We start from the raw sequence: 17,588 nt of genomic DNA on the forward strand, positions 1-17,588 counted from the left end.
TTTTTCGGGGGTCGGCGGTGTGGGCCCGGGCGGGGCGGCAGGGGCCAGTCCAGTGGTGCCGCCAGGGAGCGCTGTGTGGCCGAGCTGGTTCCAGGAATCTCCCTGCTTCGGGTCGGGAGAGCACTTCAATCCCGCCCCGTAAGCGTCAGCAACGTAGCCTCCGGCGGGCAAGCGAACCGTACCGGCGTATAGCGATTCGTGCCGCAGCCCGCCGAGACGTGCAGGTACGCCGTCCGCCCGGCGGACGTATGCGTGGACAGGCCCTTCACCCGGCCCGTGTCCAGGTCGCAGTTAGTGACGAAGGCGCCGTAGAAGGGGAGGCAGATCTGGCCGCCGTGGGTGTGGCCGGCCAGGGTCAGGGGGTAGCCGTCCGCGGTGAAGGCGTCTACGACGCGCAGGTACGGGGCGTGGGCGATGCCCATCGAGAAGTCGGCCGACTCGGAGGGGCCGCCGGCCACGCGCGCGTACCGGTCGCGTTTGATGTGCGGGTCGTCCAGGCCGGTCAGCTCGATCTCCAGGCCGTCGATCTTCAGCGAACCCCGGACGTTCGTCAGGTTCAGCCAGCCTGCCCCGTCGAAGCCGTCACGCAGGTCCTCCCACGGGTTGTGGATGGCACCTACGACGGGCGGGTTGCCGTTCAGCCCGTGCCGTCCCTGTGCCTTCTCCAGCAAGTACCGGGCGGGGTTGCGGGGTTTGGGCCCGTAGTAGTCGTTCGAGCCGAAGACGTACGCGCCCGGGAACTCCATCAGCGGACCCAGCGCGTCCAGCACCTCCGGCACGCCCTCCGTGTCGGACAGGTTGTCGCCGGTGTTGATGACGAAGTCGGGGCGCAGTCCGGCCAGAGAGCGCAGCCAGCGCTGCTTCTTGCGCTGGCCGCTCACCATGTGGATGTCGGAGACCTGGAGGACGCGGAGCGGGCGCATGCCCGGCGGCAGCACTGGCACAGTCACCCGCCGCAGGCGGAAGGACCGGGCCTCGAAACCCACCGAGTAGAGAAGACCGGCGGCGCCGGCCGCCGTGATTCCCAGGGGTACTCCGTATCGCGCGCGCATGCGCCCATCGTCTCAGACGGCGCGTACGGCCGAAGCCGCCCGGTCCGCGCCGGGCGACCCAGGGCGTGCCGCGGGAAATCAACAGGCCGCTGTCGCACCACACCTGCGACAATCGACCCCATGACCAAGCTCAAGTCGAAGCTGCAGGAAGACCTCAATGCCGCGATCAAGGAGCGCGACGAGCTCCGCTCCTCGACGCTCCGGCTGACCCTCGCCGCGATCACGAAGGAGGAGGTCGCGGGCAAGGAGAAGCGCGAGCTCTCCGACGACGAGGTGCAGAAGGTGATCGCCAAGGAGGCGAAGAAGCGCCGTGAGGCGGCCGAGGCCTTTGCGCAGGGTGGTCGCGCCGAGTCGGCCGAGCGGGAGAAGGCGGAGGGCGAGGTCCTCGCCGACTACCTGCCCAAGCAGCTGTCCGACGACGAGCTCCAGCAGATCGTCGCCCAGGCGGTCGAAGAGGCGAAGGCGGCAGGCGCGGAGGGCCCGCGCGCCATGGGCCAGGTCATGAAGATCGTGAACCCGAAGGTGGCGGGCCAGGCCGAGGGCGGTCGCGTCGCCGCCGCGGTCAAGAAGCTGCTCGCGGGCTGAGGCCCGCACAGCCACACGCGGATACGTGCATACGACGGTGGGGGCGCCCCTTTCTACAAGGGGCGCCCCCACCGTCGTATCGCATCAACCGCCAGGTGCCCTACGGGAACCGACCGCCGTCCCCGTTGCCACCGTTCCCGTTCCCGTTCCCGCCGATCGTCCACTCCTCCGGGATCGAGAAGGACGGGTCTGGGATGTCACCGATGCCGCCGTCCTCGTTCCCGCCGTTGCCGTTGCCGTTGCCGTTCCCGGGGTCGTCGTTGTCATCGTCGTCCGGGCGGCCCTTGTCCTCCTTGGGCGGGTCGGGGATGTTGACCAGGTTGAAGCCCGGGGACTCCTTGCCCTCGAGGGCGCCGGTCATGGCGTCCTTCCAGATCGGGCCGGGCACCTGGCCGCCGTAGACCTTTTCGTGCCAGACGCCGCCGATCGTGATGTTCGACATCTTGACGGCCTGGGTGGCGCTGCCGACCCAGACGGCGCCGGACATGTTCGGCGTGTAGCCGACGAACCAGGCGTTCCTGCGCTCGTCGGTCGTACCCGTCTTACCCGCGTTGGCACGGTCGGTGAGGCCGGCCTGCTGTCCCGTACCGGAGTCGACCACGCCGCCCAGCAGCGTGTTGATGGTGTCCGCTGTGGTCTCGGACATCGCCCGGCTGCAGGTCGACTTCGGCACCTCCAGCGACTTCGTCTCGCCGCCTATCTTCCGGTTGATCGACTCGATGGCGATCGGCGTGCAGTACGTACCGCGGTTGGCGAAGGTCGCGTACGCGCTCGCCATCGTCAGCGGCGAGATACCCGTGGAGCCCAGGGTGAGGGAGGACGGCACGGTGGGCAGCTTCTTGCCGTTGCCCTGCACCACACCCATCTTGTCGAGGAGCTTGGACACCGGGCACATGCCGATGTCCTCGAGCATCTGCACGAAGTAGGTGTTGACGGATTTCTCCATCGCCTCCTTCAGGCGGTACGGGCCGACCTCGGACTCGTCCTCGTTCTCCACTGTGGCGCCGTCGGTGTTCCGCCACGGGCTGGAGTCACAGGTCTCCACCCGGTCCGGATACGGCATATCGAACGGTGCCGAGTACGACTGAATCGGCGGGGTGCCCTCCTCGAGGGCGGCCGCGGCCAGGAACGGCTTGAAGGTCGAACCGGTCGGGAAGCCGAAGTTCGAGCCGCCCGTGCCTTGGTCGACCGAGTAGTTGATCTCGGTCTCGTTCTTGCCGGAGCCGTACGGCTTCGACTGGCCCATGCCGAGAATCTTGCCGGTGCCCGGCTCGACCAGCGTGGCGGCCGTGGCGACCTTGTCCGACTTCCTGACGTGGCTCTTGATCGAGGCCTGCACCGACTCCTGCGCCTGCGGGTCGAGCGTCGTACGGATCGTCAGGCCGCCTTGGTTCCAGACCTTCGCGCGGGCCTTCTTGGTCTTGCCGAAGGCCTTGTCGTTGTGCACCAGTTCGCGCACGTAGTCACAGAAGAAGCCGGCGCCCTTGACCGCCGTGATGCAGCCGTTCTTGGGCTTGCTGACCTTCAGCCCGAGCGGCCGCTCCTTGGCCTCGTCCGCCTCCGCCTGGGAGATGTTGCCCACGTCGGCCATGCGCTGGAGCACCACATTGCGCCGCTGTATCGCCGCTTGCTCGTCGTTGACCGGGTCGTAGCGGGTCGGGGACTGGACGAGGCCGGCGAGCAGTGCGGCCTGCTCCAGCTTCAGGTCCTTGGCGGACGTGGAGAAGTAGCGCTGGGCCGCGGCCTCGACGCCGTATGCCTGCTGGCCGAAGAACGTGATGTTCAGGTAGTTCTCGAGGATCTGCTTCTTGCCGAGCTCTTCCTCGACCTGGATCGAGTACCTCAGTTCCTGGACCTTGCGGCCGATGGTCTGCTGCTGGGCCTGGGCGACAAGCGTCGGGTCGTCGCCGGCCTCCTCCACGAAGACGTTCTTCACGTACTGCTGCGTCAGCGTGGAGGCGCCCTGGGTAACTCCGCCGCTCCGCGCGTTCCGGTTGAGCGCGCGCAGGATGCCCTTGAGGTCCACCGCGCCGTGCTTGTAGAAGCGGGAGTCCTCGATCGCGACGATCGCCTGCTGCATGTACGGCGAGATGTCCTTGAGCTCGACCACGGTGCGGTCGCGCGAGTAGACCGTGGCGATCCGCCCGCCCTGGTTGTCCAGGATCGTTGTGCGCTGACTCAGCGGCGGACGCTTGAGGTTGGCGGGGATCTCGTCGAAACCCTCGACCGAGCCCTTGGCTGCCAGCCCCAGCACACCGGCCGCGGGCAGGGCGATGCCCGCCGCGACGGCTCCCGCGAGCACGCTGACACCTAGGAACTTGGCGGCCTGTTGAATCGGAGACAGGCCGCCACCCGAGCGCTTGTTTGCCATGAGGGCAGCCTACGTTCTCATTCGCCGGACACGCGTATAGGCCTTGGCCTAAGCTGCTCACAACTGTCACAGCAGCAGGGCTACGTATCAATACGGCTGGCGACCCCGAATCGTTCCAGTCGATTCCCAACTTTTTTGTTGGGCTCGTGCCCGAATCCGCCTCATGTGTCACTTGGCGTCCGTTGTGACGCAGCTCAACTGTCCTGGTTTGCCAGGAAGGTTACGTATGCCGTCAGGTCACTCCGTTGGGTGATCTGCCGCGTACCCATAGTCCATTCGGGCCATTCAAGATTGGGCCCGCAGGGGCTGGTTGACTGTGCCCACCTTCCGTAACGTCCTCAACTGGCGGCGGTGAATATGCCGCTGCCGCCGTGGGGGAGCCTCGATTCGGGAGAGGACGGCGCCGGTATGGGCTGGGTAACCGACTGGAGTGCGCAGGCGGCCTGTCGCACTACCGATCCGGACGAACTGTTCGTTCAAGGAGCAGCGCAGAACAGGGCCAAGGCAGTGTGCACCGGATGTCCGGTGCGCACGGAATGTCTTGCCGATGCGCTGGACAACCGCGTCGAGTTCGGCGTGTGGGGAGGGATGACGGAGCGGGAGCGCCGCGCACTGCTGCGCAGGCGGCCAACCGTCACCTCCTGGCGCAGGCTGCTCGAGACAGCGCGTACTGAGTACGAGCGGGGGGCGGGCATTCTGCCCCTCGACGAGGAAGAGGTGTACGAGCACTACGCGGCGGTGGGCTGACCGCTCGCCGCGGCCGCACACCACACAGACGCACCGTACAAAGCCGTATACGACTGCTGTACGGCCGTAACACGACGCCGTCTGCGACCAGGGCCTGCGCGTCCGTACACAGAAGGGGTCCACGAGACCCCAAGAGGCTCACGCAGCTCCGGCCGGCTAGGCACCGGCCGCGAGCCGGTCCCCGATGTCCCGCAGCCCTGCGAGGTCGTGCACATCGCCGGGCAGCGCGGCCACCTCTGCCACCGCCACCTCGGGGTGTAGCGAGGTGAAGCGGTCACGCGTGCGCTGCTCGCGGAAGAGCAGCCGCATGCGCTCGGCGTGCAACCTCAGCAGGCCCGCGGTGAGTTGCTCGACGGTTCGGGCCGTCCCTGCTCCTTCGGCGTCGATCCGGTTCGCGGCGGGGGAGCCTGCGTCGGGTGCGGGAGCCTCGGGAACGGCGGAAGCGGGAGATTCTGAACTGTCATACGTGTCGGGAGAGTTACGAACTCCAGCTTTCCCACCCTCCTGATCGACAATGCGGGCTTCCGCAAGATTTTCCGCGGCGGCGAGCGCCCGCTCGGCGGACAGCTGGGTGGCGCCGCTGCTGTGTACCCGGTTCAGCACCAGACCCGAGAGCGGCATGTTCTCGGCGGCCAGCCGTTCCACGAAGTACGCGGCCTCGCGCAGCGCGTCGCGCTCCGGGGCCGCCACCACCAGGAAGGCCGTGCCGGGCGCCTGGAGGAGCTTGTACGTGGCGTCCGCGCGCGTACGGAAACCACCGAAGGTGGTGTCCATCGCGGCCACGAACGTCTGGACGTCCTTGAGGAGCTGGCCGCCGAGCAGCTTGCCCAGGGTGCCGGTCATCATCGACATCCCGACGTTCAGGAACTTCATCCCGGCCCGGCCGCCCAGCTTCGCCGGCGCGGTCAGCAGCCGGATCAGCCTGCCGTCCAGGAAGGACCCGAGCCGTTTCGGGGCGTCCAGGAAGTCGAGCGCCGAGCGGGAGGGAGGCGTGTCGACGACGATCAGGTCCCATTCGTCGCGGGCCCGCAGCTGGCCCAGCTTCTCCATCGCCATGTACTCCTGCGTGCCCGCGAAGCCCGCCGAGAGCGACTGGTAGAAGGGGTTGCCCAGGATCGCGGCAGCCCGCTCGGGGTCCGCATGCGCCTCGACGATCTCGTCGAAGGTGCGCTTCATGTCGAGCATCATCGCGTGCAGCTCGCCGTCCGCGGAGTCGTCGATGCCCTTCACCCGGCGCGGGGTGTTGTCGAGCGCGTCGATGCCCATCGACTGGGCGAGCCTGCGCGCCGGGTCGATGGTGAGGACGACCACCTTCCGGCCGCGCTCGGCGGCACGCAGCCCGAGGGCCGCCGCGGTGGTCGTCTTGCCGACGCCACCCGCCCCGCAGCAGACCACGATGCGGGTGTTCGGGTCGTCGAGCAGCGGGTCGACGTCCAGGACGCGGACCGGGTCCAAGCTCATGAGATCCCCTGTCGGCGCAGTTCGGTGGCGAGTTCGTACAGGCCCGCGAGGTCCAGTCCCTCGGCGAGCAGCGGGAGTTCGTGCAGTGGGAGGCCCAGCCCTTGGAGTACGGCCCGCTGCTCATGCTCCAGTGCGTACCGCTCGGCGTACTCGTCCGCCTGGGTGAGCAGCGGTTCCACGAGCCGCTCGGCAACCCCGCCGCGGCGTGCGCCGCCGAGTCCGGCCGCGGAGAGCGACCTGGCGATGGCCGTACGCGGTGCCTCGCGCGTGAGCTCCAGGTCGGCCTCGTCGAGGATCGTGGGCCGCACCATGTTCACGATGATCCGGCCCACCGGGAGCTTCGCGGCGCGCAGTTCGGAGATGCCGTCGACGGTCTCCTGGACGGGCATCTCCTCCAGGAGGGCCACCAGGTGCACGGCCGTCTCACGGGACTTGAGGACCCGCATGACGGCCTGGGCCTGATTGTGTATCGGGCCCATCTTGGCGAGGCCCGCCACCTCGTCGTTCACGTTCAGAAAGCGGGTGATGCGGCCCGTCGGCGGGGCGTCCATGACGACGTAGTCGTACACGAACCTTCCGGTCTTGTCCTTCCTGCGGACTGCTTCACAGGCCTTCCCGGTGAGGAGCACGTCCCTGAGGCCGGGCGCGATCGTCGTCGCGAAGTCGATGGCGCCGAGCTTCTTGAGGGCCCGTCCGGCGCCCCCCAGTTTGTAGAACATCTGGAGGTAGTCGAGAAGCGCCAGCTCGGGGTCTATGGCGAGGGCGAACACCTCCCCGCCCCCGGGTGCGACGGCGATCTTCCGTTCCTCATAGGGCAGCGCCTCCGTCTCGAAGAGTTGCGCGATTCCCTGCCTGCCCTCGACCTCGACCAGGAGGGTGCGCTTGCCCTCCGTCGCGAGGGCGAGCGCGAGGGCTGCGGCGACCGTCGTCTTGCCGGTACCGCCCTTGCCGCTGACGACCTGGAGCCTGCTCACATCTTCGAGCCTAACCAGTCGGCGGCCGGGCTACGCAGGTGGCTGTGGACAACGGGTGGCGGAGGCTGTGGAGAACGTGCGGGGAGGCCGGGTGCACGGTGCGCGGGAGACAGGGGGGCAAGGCGCGCGGAAGGCCGCGCGTGGCAGCGGATACAGTCGGCCACATGACCAAGTGGGAATACGTGACTGTGCCGCTGCTCGTCCACGCCACGAAGCAGATTCTGGACACCTGGGGCGAGGACGGCTGGGAACTCGTCCAGGTGGTGCCCGGGCCGAACCCCGAGCAGCTGGTGGCCTACCTGAAGCGCGAGAAGCAGGCATGAGCGCCGTCGAGTCCAAGCTGGCCGAACTCGGGCTGACCCTGCCCGAGGTGGTGCCGCCGCTGGCCGCGTACCAGCCTGCCGTGCAGACCGGGGTGTACGTCTACACCTCCGGCCAACTCCCCATGGTGGACGGCAAGCTCGCGGCCACCGGCAAGGTGGGTGCGGAGGTCACTCCGGAGGTGGCCAAGGAGCTGGCCGCCACCTGTGCGCTGAACGCCTTGGCCGCGGTCAAGTCGATCGCGGGTGACCTCGACCGTGTCGCGCGCGTGGTGAAGGTCGTCGGCTTCGTGGCCTCGGCCACCGACTTCACGGGCCAGCCCGCCGTCCTGAACGGCGCGAGCGAGCTGCTGGGCGCGGTCCTGGGCGACAAGGGCGTACACGCGCGGAGCGCGGTCGGGGTGGCGGTGCTGCCGCTGGACTCGCCGGTCGAGGTCGAGATCCAGGTCGAGCTGACGGAGGCGTAGTCCGGTCCTTCGGGGGCCTGACGGAGGCGTAAGCGGGCCTCCGGGGGCGCCGGTCGGTCGACGATCGGGCTCCCCAAGGGCATTGGTTCCTCCGGGCGGCCCCCGGAGCAGCCGATTGTTGCCTCTCGAACATCAGCTCTCTACGGGATAGCCTCCGCGCATGGCGAATGGGCAGTGGTATCCACGGGAGTGGCCGGACCGTATCCGTGCGCTCACGGAGGGCAGGCTCACACCGGTCGTCCCCAAGCGGGCGGCCACCGTCATGCTGCTCAAGGACACCGACGGCGCCCCCGCCGTGCACATGCTGCGCAGACGCGCCTCCATGGCCTTCGCCGGAGGCGCGTACGCGTATCCCGGGGGCGGTGTGGACCCCAGGGACGACGACCGGCAGATCCGCTGGACGGGTCCCACGCGCGCGTGGTGGGCGTCCCGGCTCGGCGTCGACGAGACCTCCGCCCAGGCGATCGTCTGCGCGGCGGTGCGCGAGACGTACGAGGAGGCGGGCGTGCTGCTCGCCGGCCCCACGCCGGACTCCGTGGTCGGTGACACCACGGGCGACGACTGGGAGGCGGACCGTGAGGCCCTGGTCGCCCGGGACGTCTCCTTCGCCGAGTTCCTGGACCGCAGGGGGCTCGTGCTGCGATCCGACCTCCTGGGGGCGTGGACGCGCTGGATCACCCCGGAGTTCGAACCGCGCCGCTATGACACGTGGTTCTTCGTGGCCGCCCTCCCGGATGGCCAGCGCACCCGCAACGCCTCCACGGAGGCCGACAGAACCGTCTGGATCCGCCCCGGGGAGGCGGCGGACGCGTACGACAAGGGCGACCTCCTGATGATGCCGCCCACCATCGCGACGCTGCGCCAGCTCCGCTCGTACGACACTGCCGCCGAGGCCCTCGCCGCCGCACCCGGGCGCGATCTGGCCCCCGTCCTGGCCAGGGCCCGCCTGGAGGACGGCGAGCTGGTGCTCTCCTGGCCGGGACACGACGAGTTCACCAAGCACATCCCGACCGGTGGAGCCTCCGCATGACGGACGCAGCAGCCCTTCCCGGCCAGCCACGGGGCGGGGTTCTCGACGGCCCCGCCACCGAGCGTGCGATCAACGTCCTCGCCCCGAACGCGTCCCCGATGACGCTCGACGGGACGAACACGTGGATCCTCTCCGAGCCGGACTCCGAGCTCGCGGTGGTGATCGACCCGGGGCCCCTGGACGACGTACACCTGCGCAATGTCGTGGACACCGCCGAGAAGGCGGGAAAGCGGGTCGCGCTGACCCTGCTGACGCACGGGCACCCCGACCATGCCGAGGGAGCCACGCGGTTCGCGGAGCTGACCGGCACGAAGGTGCGGGCTCTCGACCCCGCGCTGCGGCTCGGCGACGAGGGCCTGGCTGCCGGAGACGTGGTCAGGACGGGTGGCCTGGAGCTGCGCGTCGTACCGACCCCCGGCCACACCGCCGACTCGCTGTGCTTCCATCTGCCCGCCGACCGGGCCGTCCTGACCGGCGACACGATCCTGGGCCGGGGCACCACGGTCGTCGCCCACCCCGACGGCCGCCTCGGCGACTATCTGGACACCCTGCGGCGACTGAGGTCCCTGACGGTCGACGACGGCGTACACACGGTGCTGCCGGGGCACGGCCCCGTCCTCGACGACGCCCAGGGCGCCGTCGAGTACTACCTCGCCCACCGTGCCCACCGCCTCGCCCAGATCGAGACAGCGGTCGAGGACGGCTACCGCACCCCGAGCGAGGTCGTGGCCCACGTCTATGCCGACGTGGACCGCTCCCTGTGGCCGGCTGCAGAGCTGTCGGTACGGGCACAGCTGGACTATCTGCGGGAGCACGGCCTCATCTAGTCCGCGCCCTGGAGGGGCGCGGGGAACCGCGCGACCAGCCACAACGGGCCCGCAGCCGCGACACGACTGTCACCCCCCACCCCTGGCGGGGCCTGGGGGGCAGCCCCAGGGGTGGGACGGGTAAGGGCGGCGGGGTCGAGAACCGTCCCGGCACGCCCTCCCGGCGGGCGGCAACAAAAGGGTCCCGCCCTCCCAAAGGCGGGACCCCATCGACATACGGCCAAGACCCAGCGTCAGCGCGACCGCTTGGCCAGCCGCTCCACATCGAGCAGGATCACCGCACGCGCCTCCAGACGGAGCCACCCACGACCGGCGAAGTCGGCGAGCGCCTTGTTGACCGTCTCACGAGAGGCGCCGACCAGCTGGGCGAGCTCCTCCTGGGTGAGGTCGTGCACCACATGGATGCCCTCTTCGGACTGCACGCCGAAACGGCGCGAGAGGTCGAGCAGGGCGCGCGCGACACGGCCGGGAACGTCCGAGAAGACCAGGTCGGACATCTGGTCGTTCGTCTTGCGCAGGCGCCGCGCGACGGCGCGCAGCAGGGCGGCGGCCACCTCGGGCCGCGCGTTCAGCCACGGCTGGAGGTCGCCGTGGCCCAGGCCCAGCAGCTTGACCTCGGTCAGCGCCGTGGCCGTCGCCGTACGCGGACCGGGGTCGAACAACGACAGCTCGCCGATGAGCTCGCCGGGGCCGAGAACGGCGAGCATGTTCTCGCGGCCGTCGGGGGACGTGCGGTGGAGCTTGACCTTGCCCTCGGTGACCACGTACAGGCGGTCACCCGGGTCACCCTCATGGAAGAGCGCGTCGCCGCGTGCGAGGGTCACCTCACTCATGGAGGCGCGGAGCTCCGCGGCCTGCTCGTCATCGAGCGCCGCGAAGAGCGGGGCGCGCCGCAGAACGTCGTCCACGAGTTCTCTCCTTGTCGACCTGCTCAGGGGATCTTGCTCCCCCGTGTACCAGGGGACGGTGTTCCCCATATTGCCGGACGGTCCAAACAGTGTGATCAGTCACAAGTCTGCCGCACGTACGTCCCGGGCAGTGTGGCAGGGGCCCAATTGGTTGCCGATCCCGGAGGGCCGGGGCGGATGTCGGTGCGGGGCTTTAGGCTGGCCGGGTGTCCAAATCGCCGGTGAGAGCACAGGCCAAGGGGGCTGGACGGGTGGCAGTACGTCGCGATTCCGCTGTGGGCGAACAGAGCCCCGACGGGACGAAAAAAACGGCAAAGGCGGCACATCCGGCACCGGTCGAGCGGACGTCGGGGGTCGCGAAGAAGGCGACGGCTACGACGAAGAGGGCTTCAGCTTCGGCGAAGAAGGCCGCGCCCGCCAAGAAAGCCGCCCATGCGGCGACCAAGGCCCCTGCCAAGAAGGCTGCCGCCACCAAGAAAGCGGCCGCAGCAAAGAAGGCCGCCCCTGTGAAGAGGACCACAAAGAAGCCCGCTCCGACCGAAGCACCCGCGGTCACCCCTAGCCGTAACGAATCCCGTACCGCCCTGGTCCGTCGCGCCCGCCGTATCAACCGCGAGCTCGCCGAGATCTACCCGTACGCCCACCCGGAGCTGGACTTCGAGAACCCCTTCCAGCTCGTGCTCGCCACCGTGCTCTCGGCCCAGACGACCGACCTGCGGGTGAACCAGACGACGCCGACGCTCTTCGCCAAGTACCCCACCCCGGAGGACCTGGCCGCCGCGAACCCCGAGGAGGTCGAGGAGATCCTGCGGCCGTGCGGGTTCTTCCGGGCCAAGACCAAGTCGGTGATAGGACTCTCCAAAGCCCTGCGCGACGACTTCGGGGGCGAGGTCCCCGGGCGCCTGGAGGACCTCGTCAAGCTCCCCGGAGTGGGCCGCAAGACCGCGTTCGTGGTGCTCGGCAACGCCTTCGGGCGGCCGGGAATCACCGTGGACACCCACTTCCAGCGGCTCGTCCGCCGCTGGCAGTGGACCGACGAGAAGGATCCGGACAAGATCGAGGCGGCCATCGGCGTGCTCTTCCCCAAGAGCGACTGGACGGACCTCTCCCACCACGTGATCTGGCACGGCCGCCGTATCTGCCACGCCCGCAAACCCGCCTGCGGCGCCTGCCCCATCGCCCCGCTCTGCCCGGCGTACGGAGAGGGCGAGACGGATCCGGAGAAGGCAAAGAAGCTCCTGAAGTACGAGAAGGGCGGCTTCCCGGGCCAGCGCCTCAAGCCACCGCAGGCGTACTTGGACGCGGGCGGCCTCCCCGCGCCGCCGCTGGGAGCGTCCGTCCCGAGCGCGTCCACAGCGGATTAGGGATGACGGAACGATCAGGCGGGCCACTGGCGTTGAGATCAGCAGAACGGGGGTGTCGATGACGCACGCGAGCGATATGCACAACGGCCGATTGAGCCTGAGCAAGGACGGCCTGCCCGGCTGGCTGGACCCGGTGGTGCACGCCGTCGAGACGGTGGAGCCGCTCCAGCTGAGCCGCTTCCTGCCGCCGGCGAACGGCGCGGGCCGCCAGTCCGCCGTACTGATCCTGTTCGGCGAAGGGGAGCGCGGCCCCGAGCTGCTGCTCATGGAGCGGGCCCATTCGCTCAGATCGCATGCGGGGCAGCCGTCGTTCCCCGGTGGCGCCCTCGACCCCGAGGACGGCGACCCGAAGGCCGATGGACCGCTCCGGGCCGCTCTCCGCGAGGCCGAGGAGGAGACCGGGCTCGCCCCGCGCGGCGTCCAGCTCTTCGGCGTACTGCCCGCGCTCTACATCCCGGTGAGCGGCTTCGTGGTCACCCCGGTGCTGGGCTGGTGGCGCGAGCCGACCCCGGTGGGTGTCGTAGATCCGAACGAGACGGCCCGGGTCTTCACGGTACCCGTGGCGGATCTCACGGATCCCGCCAACCGCGCCACGACCGTCCACCCCAGCGGCCACCGAGGTCCGGCATTCCTGGTCGAATCCGCCCTCGTCTGGGGCTTCACGGCCGGCATCATCGACCGCCTCCTGCACTACTCGGGCTGGGAACGACCTTGGGACCGCGATAAGCAGGTCCCGCTCGACTGGCGCGCATGACAGGGTGGCCTCCGTGAACGTGCTGGACATCCTGCTGTTGGTCGCCGCCGTGTGGTTCGCGATCGTGGGCTATCGCCAGGGGTTCGTCGTCGGCATCCTGTCGGTGATCGGCTTCCTGGGCGGCGGTCTCGTCGCCGTCTATCTGCTGCCCGTCATCTGGGACGCCCTGACCGATGACGCGGAGGTGGGCACCACGGCCGCCGTTGTCGCGGTGGTCGTCGTGATCGTCTGCGCCTCCGTCGGCCAGGCCCTCACCACTCACCTGGGCAACAAGCTGCGCCGGTACATCACTTGGTCCCCGGCCCGCGCCCTGGACGCCACTGGCGGCGCCCTCGTCAACGTCGTGGCGATGCTGCTGGTCGCCTGGCTGATCGGCTCGGCCCTCGCCGGTACGACACTGCCGACGCTCGGCAAGGAAGTCCGTAACTCCAAGGTGCTGCTCGGCGTGTCGCGGGCCCTTCCCGCACAGGCCGGCACCTGGTTCGCCGACTTCTCCTCGGTCCTCGCGCAGAACGGCTTCCCGCAGGTCTTCAGCCCGTTCGCGAACGAGCCCATCAACGAAGTGCAGGAGCCAGACCCGGCCCTCGCCAACAGCGCGGTCGCCGCCCGCGCCCAGCGTTCCATCGTCAAGGTCACCGGCACCGCCCAGAGCTGCGGCAAGGTCCTCGAAGGCACCGGCTTCGTCTTCGACGAGCGCCGGGTGATGACGAACGCGCACGTGGTGGGCGGCGTCGACGAGCCGTACGTCCAGATAGGCGGCGAGGGCAAGCGGTACGCCGGGAAGGTGGTGCTCTACGACTGGAAGCGCGACATCGCCGTTCTCGACGTGCCCGATCTGCGCGCGCCCGCCCTCCAGTTCACGTCCCGGAACGCCGCGGGCGGCGACAGCGCGATCGTCGCGGGCTTCCCGGAGAACGGCGCGTACACAGTCGGCTCCGCGCGCGTACGCGGCCGCATCACGGCCAACGGCCCCGACATCTACCACCGGGGCACCGTGCGCCGCGACGTCTACTCGCTCTACGCGACCGTGCGCCAGGGCAACTCGGGCGGCCCGTTGCTCACCCCGGACGGCAAGGTGTACGGAGTGGTCTTCGCGAAGTCCCTCGACGACCCGGACACGGGGTACGCGCTCACCGCGGGCGAGGTCCAGGAGGACATCGCCAAGGGCCGTACCGCGGTCCAGCAGGTGGACAGCGACAGCTGCGCACTGTGACCGGGTGTGTCGCGAGCGGGGTCAGCCGCGCGGATGGCGCAGGCGCGCCGAAACCCAGCGGGCCCTGCGCCTCAGTATGTGCGGAATGCCCAACCGGGGGTCCGTGCCCTGCATCTGCGGGGCGCCCCTCTGGTGGGAGCTCAGCCCACCGGCCGAGCGGCGGTTGCGTGCTGCGTCACTGTAGTCGTGCGTCCAGCCCATACCCCGACGTCTGCCCCTGCCCCAAGGTCGATAACCGCCCCCATGGCCCCCAATTGGCCTATGCGCCAGGCATTGGCCGTTCGTAGGACAAGCGTTCCCATGAGGGCCTCAGTAGTCCGGCTCGAAGCGGACTTGCCGGGGTTCGGCGCGGTGCCGCGCCCCGAGGGGGCCGCAGGCCCCGAAGAGGCGCGGGCAGTGACATATGCGGCTCCGCCGCGATGGGGGTCACCCCGCTCGAGCGAAGCCGAGAGTGGGGGAGCGACCAGCCACGACGGACCCGCAGCTTCCAACCGTTCTTCCAGCGGAGCGCTTCACTTCAAACCCATGTCCAGCCGAGCGCTCAGCGATCCGGCTCGGGGTCCTTGAGCCAGTTGATGAGTTCCGTGGAGAACGCCACCGGATCCTCCTCGTGCGGAAAGTGCCCCAGCCCGTCGAACAGCCGCCAGCGGTACGGGGCTTCGACGTACACTCCGGAGCCCGCCGCGCTGCGCGTGCGCATCACCGGATCGAGCGAGCCGTGCAGATGCAGCGTCGGCACCCGCACCGGCCGCTTCATCCGGCGGTTGAACTGGATGCCGTCCGGACGCGCCAGCGAACGCACCATCCAGCGGTACGGCTCGACCGAGCAGTGCGCCGTCGACGGGATGCGCATCGCCTGCTGGTACATCTCCACGGCCTCGTCGTCCGGCAGCCGCGGACCGGACCAGTCCCGTACGAGACGGCCCACCAAGGCGGCCTCGTCGGCGACGAGTTGGCGCTCGGGGATCCAGGGCCGCTGAAAGCCCCAGATGTACGAGCCGGCCTTGGTCTGCTTCATGTCCGAGAGCATCGCCGAGCGCCAGCGCCGGGGATGCGGCATCGAGGCGACCGCGAGCCGGCGCACCAGCTTGGGGCGCATCACGGCCGCCGTCCACGCCAGGTAGCCGCCGAGGTCATGCCCGACCAGGGCCGCGTCGGGCTCGCCGAGGGACCGTACGACCCCTGTGATGTCCAGCGCGAGGTTCGCCGGGTCGTAGCCGCGGGGCGTACGGTCGCTGCCGCCGACGCCCCGCAGGTCCATCGCGACCGCGCGGAAGCCCGCGTCGGCGAGCGCGACCAGCTGATGCCGCCAGGTCCACCAGAACTGCGGGAAGCCGTGCAGCATCAGGACCAGTGGCCCGTCGCCCAGCTCGGCGATGTGGAAACGTGCGCCGTTTGCGGCGACGTCCCGGTGACGCACCTCTTTCCCGCCGGGCACGTCGACCCGTACGACCGAGGTGGACAGCGCCGAGGGTGGTTGCCCCGCAGGAATGGAGGAGCCCGTCATGAGGACGAGCGTGCCACAGCCTTGACGCCCTCACCGACCCGGTCGGCCTCGGTCACCTGACGGGGGTGCGGCTTCGCGTTCTGCAGGACGGACGCGCTCTCCCTGACCGAGGCCGCCGTCTTCTGCGTGCCCTGGCCCTTCTTCGCCTTCTTCGCGAAGACGACGCCGATCAGTGCGAGCACGCCGGCGACCAGCACGTTCGCGGCGAACGACAGCAGGAAGCAGACCGCGAGGTTCCAGTCGCTCCAGGTGCGGATCCCGTACGCCAGCGCGAAGCTCAGCATCGGCAGGGAGAAGATCAGCACCGCTCCGGCCGCCGCGAACGCGCCACCGCCCACCGCACCGCGTTTGACGTCGCGCTTGAGCTGGGCCTTAGCCAGCGCGATCTCGTCGTGCACCAGCGCGGACATCTCGGTCGTCGCCGAGGCGAACAGCTGGCCGATGCTGCGTTCGGCGCCGACCGGGCTGCCGTCGGGTGCGCTCATCGCGTTCTCCCTGTTCTCTTGGGACGTTCTCTTGGGCGTCTCGGCCCTGAGCTCTTGCGCTCTTCGGCACTTGAGGCGTTTTGCGTGTGTGTCAGATCATGCCGGACCGTCGTTCTCCTCGCTTGCCCCGGCCGTGACTTCGGCAAGCCTGCGATGTTCGGCGGCCTTCCGCTCGTAGATGTCGGCCATCCGCAGGTGGTACTCCGGGTTGTCCTGCTCGTAGATGTCGGGGATGCCGTCGAGATCCTCGTCCAGTTCCTCGGCCTCGCACAGCTTGCGGTACTTGGCGTTCCGTACCTTCAGCAGGACGCTCGCGAGAATGGCCGCGATCAGGGAGCCTGTCAGGACGGCGGCCTTGACCTGATCGGTGAGCACCTCGTCGCCCTCGAAGGCGAGCTCCCCGATGAGCAGCGAGACAGTGAAGCCGATGCCCGCGAGGGAGGCCACCGCGAAGACGTCCGGCCAGGCCAGGTCCTCGGACAGCTCCGCCCGGGTGAAGCGGGCCGCCAGCCATGTACCGCCGAAGATGCCGAGGGCCTTGCCGACGACCAGCCCGAGCACGACACCCAGCGTCTCCGGCCGCGTGAACACCTCTCCGATCGCGTCGCCCGACACCGCGACCCCCGCGCTGAACAGCGCGAACAGCGGCACGGCGAGACCCGCCGACAAGGGGCGTACGAGATGCTCGATGTGCTCGCCGGGGGAGTGAGCCTCGTCCTCATGGGGCGTGCAGCGCAGCATCAGGCCCATCGCGACACCGGCGATGGTGGCGTGGATGCCGCTGTTGTACATCAGCCCCCAGATGACCAGGGCGAGCGGGACGTACACATACCAGCCGCGTACGCCCTTCCTGAGCAGCAGCCAGAAGACGGCGAGGCCGACGACGGCGCCGCCGAGGGCCGCGAAGTCCAGGTCGTCGGTGAAGAACACCGCGATGATCAGGATCGCGAAGAGGTCATCGACGACCGCGAGGGTGAGCAGAAAGGCGCGCAGGGCGCTGGGCAGGGACGTACCGATGACGGCGAGGACGGCGAGCGCGAAGGCGATGTCGGTCGCGGTCGGCACGGCCCAGCCGGCGAGCGAGCCCCCGCCGGTGACGCTGACCAGCGTGTAGACGAGCGCGGGCACGGCCATGCCGCAGAGCGCGGCGACGACCGGGAGTACGGCGGCCCTGGGGTCCTTGAGATCACCGGCGACCAGCTCGCGCTTGAGCTCGATACCCGCGACGAAGAAGAAGACCGCGAGTAGTCCGTCGGCGGCCCAGTGTCCGATGGAGAGGTCGAGTCCGAGCGAGGCGGGCCCGAGGTGGAAGTCGCGGACGGACTCGTAACTCTCCTGCAGGCCGGAGTTCGCCCAGACCAGCGCGGCGATCGCGGCGAGGAGCAGGAGTACTCCGCCGAGGGTTTCCGTGCGCAGTGCGTCCGCGACGAAGTTCCGCTCGGGGAGCGAGAGCCGTCCGAGGGCCTTGCGGTCTTTGGTGGCGGTGGTGGGAGCGGGCACGTGGGTCGGACCTCCGGTCGGTA

18 protein-coding genes are annotated in these 17,588 nt (G+C 69.4%); 9 read left to right on the plus strand and 9 right to left on the minus strand.

The window, feature by feature from the left end; all coding sequences use genetic code 11:
• Positions 1 to 125: 125 nt before the first annotated feature.
• Positions 126 to 1,052 (minus strand): metallophosphoesterase, encoded by a 927-nt coding sequence (locus ACFYO0_RS33445; RefSeq protein WP_388683653.1) that lies wholly within the window; start codon positions 1,050 to 1,052, stop codon positions 126 to 128.
• A gap of 120 nt (positions 1,053 to 1,172) precedes the next feature.
• On the opposite strand from ACFYO0_RS33445, the gene ACFYO0_RS33450 reads away from it, so the two are divergent.
• A complete protein-coding gene (locus tag ACFYO0_RS33450) occupies positions 1,173 to 1,637 on the plus strand; it encodes a GatB/YqeY domain-containing protein (RefSeq protein WP_388683655.1) in 465 nt (154 codons plus the stop codon).
• Positions 1,638 to 1,737: 100 nt separating this feature from the next.
• Here the strand turns inward: ACFYO0_RS33450 and ACFYO0_RS33455 are convergent, their stop codons facing one another.
• On the minus strand, positions 1,738 to 4,008 hold the full coding sequence (locus tag ACFYO0_RS33455; RefSeq protein WP_388683657.1) for a transglycosylase domain-containing protein: 2,271 nt from the start codon (positions 4,006 to 4,008) through the stop codon (positions 1,738 to 1,740).
• A gap of 408 nt (positions 4,009 to 4,416) precedes the next feature.
• Here ACFYO0_RS33455 and wblA point away from each other — a divergent pair, with 408 nt between their 5' ends.
• On the plus strand, positions 4,417 to 4,755 hold the full coding sequence (gene wblA / locus ACFYO0_RS33460) for a transcriptional regulator WblA (RefSeq protein WP_033321758.1): 339 nt from the start codon (positions 4,417 to 4,419) through the stop codon (positions 4,753 to 4,755).
• A 156-nt stretch (positions 4,756 to 4,911) separates the two neighbouring features.
• On the opposite strand, the gene ACFYO0_RS33465 is transcribed toward wblA, so the two are convergent.
• The gene (locus ACFYO0_RS33465) at positions 4,912 to 6,216 is read right to left on the minus strand and encodes an ArsA family ATPase (RefSeq protein WP_388683659.1); all 1,305 of its coding nucleotides are present in this window, start codon (positions 6,214 to 6,216) and stop codon (positions 4,912 to 4,914) included.
• Positions 6,213 to 7,190, minus strand: a complete 978-nt coding sequence (locus ACFYO0_RS33470) for an ArsA-related P-loop ATPase (protein WP_388683661.1) — start codon at positions 7,188 to 7,190, stop codon at positions 6,213 to 6,215. Before ACFYO0_RS33470 ends, ACFYO0_RS33465 begins: the two co-directional genes overlap by 4 nt.
• A 164-nt stretch (positions 7,191 to 7,354) precedes the next feature.
• Here ACFYO0_RS33470 and ACFYO0_RS33475 point away from each other — a divergent pair, with 164 nt between their 5' ends.
• The 4 genes from ACFYO0_RS33475 (at position 7,355) to ACFYO0_RS33490 (ending at position 9,834) form a co-directional block, all read left to right on the plus strand.
• Positions 7,355 to 7,513, plus strand: coding sequence for a hypothetical protein (locus tag ACFYO0_RS33475; protein WP_344391265.1), 159 nt, complete (start codon positions 7,355 to 7,357; stop codon positions 7,511 to 7,513).
• Positions 7,510 to 7,977, plus strand: a complete 468-nt coding sequence (locus ACFYO0_RS33480) for a RidA family protein (protein ID WP_388683662.1) — start codon at positions 7,510 to 7,512, stop codon at positions 7,975 to 7,977. Before ACFYO0_RS33475 ends, ACFYO0_RS33480 begins: the two co-directional genes overlap by 4 nt.
• A 160-nt stretch (positions 7,978 to 8,137) precedes the next feature.
• Positions 8,138 to 9,007 carry an NUDIX hydrolase gene (locus ACFYO0_RS33485; RefSeq protein WP_388683665.1) on the plus strand — a complete coding sequence of 290 codons (870 nt, stop codon included), beginning with the start codon at positions 8,138 to 8,140 and terminating at the stop codon, positions 9,005 to 9,007.
• Positions 9,004 to 9,834, plus strand: a complete 831-nt coding sequence (locus ACFYO0_RS33490; protein ID WP_388683667.1) for an MBL fold metallo-hydrolase — start codon at positions 9,004 to 9,006, stop codon at positions 9,832 to 9,834. The genes ACFYO0_RS33485 and ACFYO0_RS33490 overlap by 4 nt, the downstream gene beginning before the upstream one ends.
• 233 nt (positions 9,835 to 10,067) lie before the next feature.
• On the opposite strand, the gene ACFYO0_RS33495 is transcribed toward ACFYO0_RS33490, so the two are convergent.
• Positions 10,068 to 10,742, minus strand: a complete 675-nt coding sequence (locus ACFYO0_RS33495; protein ID WP_006382668.1) for a Crp/Fnr family transcriptional regulator — start codon at positions 10,740 to 10,742, stop codon at positions 10,068 to 10,070.
• A 251-nt stretch (positions 10,743 to 10,993) separates the two neighbouring features.
• On the opposite strand from ACFYO0_RS33495, the gene nth reads away from it, so the two are divergent.
• From nth to ACFYO0_RS33510, 3 genes are read left to right on the plus strand one after another with little or no spacing between them, the layout of a single operon-like run.
• On the plus strand, positions 10,994 to 12,106 hold the full coding sequence (gene nth, locus ACFYO0_RS33500) for an endonuclease III (protein WP_388683668.1): 1,113 nt from the start codon (positions 10,994 to 10,996) through the stop codon (positions 12,104 to 12,106).
• A 58-nt stretch (positions 12,107 to 12,164) separates the two neighbouring features.
• Positions 12,165 to 12,860: an NUDIX hydrolase gene (locus ACFYO0_RS33505; RefSeq protein ID WP_388683670.1), complete on the plus strand. Its 696-nt coding sequence runs from the start codon at positions 12,165 to 12,167 to the stop codon at positions 12,858 to 12,860.
• A 13-nt stretch (positions 12,861 to 12,873) separates the two neighbouring features.
• Entirely contained in the window at positions 12,874 to 14,073 is a 1,200-nt protein-coding gene (locus ACFYO0_RS33510) for a MarP family serine protease (RefSeq protein ID WP_388683673.1), read from the plus strand.
• Positions 14,074 to 14,094: 21 nt separating this feature from the next.
• Here ACFYO0_RS33510 and ACFYO0_RS33515 read toward each other — a convergent pair whose 3' ends face one another.
• The 4 genes from ACFYO0_RS33515 to nhaA all read right to left on the minus strand — a co-directional run bounded on the left by ACFYO0_RS33515 (position 14,095) and on the right by nhaA (position 17,565).
• Positions 14,095 to 14,274, minus strand: coding sequence for a hypothetical protein (locus tag ACFYO0_RS33515; protein WP_386347300.1), 180 nt, complete (start codon positions 14,272 to 14,274; stop codon positions 14,095 to 14,097).
• A gap of 340 nt (positions 14,275 to 14,614) precedes the next feature.
• A complete protein-coding gene (locus tag ACFYO0_RS33520) occupies positions 14,615 to 15,580 on the minus strand; it encodes an alpha/beta fold hydrolase (protein WP_388683676.1) in 966 nt (321 codons plus the stop codon).
• Positions 15,577 to 16,065, minus strand: coding sequence for a phage holin family protein (locus ACFYO0_RS33525; RefSeq protein WP_388683680.1), 489 nt, complete (start codon positions 16,063 to 16,065; stop codon positions 15,577 to 15,579). Before ACFYO0_RS33525 ends, ACFYO0_RS33520 begins: the two co-directional genes overlap by 4 nt.
• A 96-nt stretch (positions 16,066 to 16,161) precedes the next feature.
• Complete coding sequence (nhaA, locus tag ACFYO0_RS33530; protein WP_388683682.1) at positions 16,162 to 17,565, minus strand: Na+/H+ antiporter NhaA; 1,404 nt, start codon at positions 17,563 to 17,565, stop codon at positions 16,162 to 16,164.
• Between the last annotated feature and the right edge of the window lie 23 nt (positions 17,566 to 17,588).

This window comes from Streptomyces sp. NPDC006365 (assembly GCF_042870755.1).
GTDB lineage: Bacteria > Actinomycetota > Actinomycetes > Streptomycetales > Streptomycetaceae > Streptomyces > Streptomyces xiangluensis.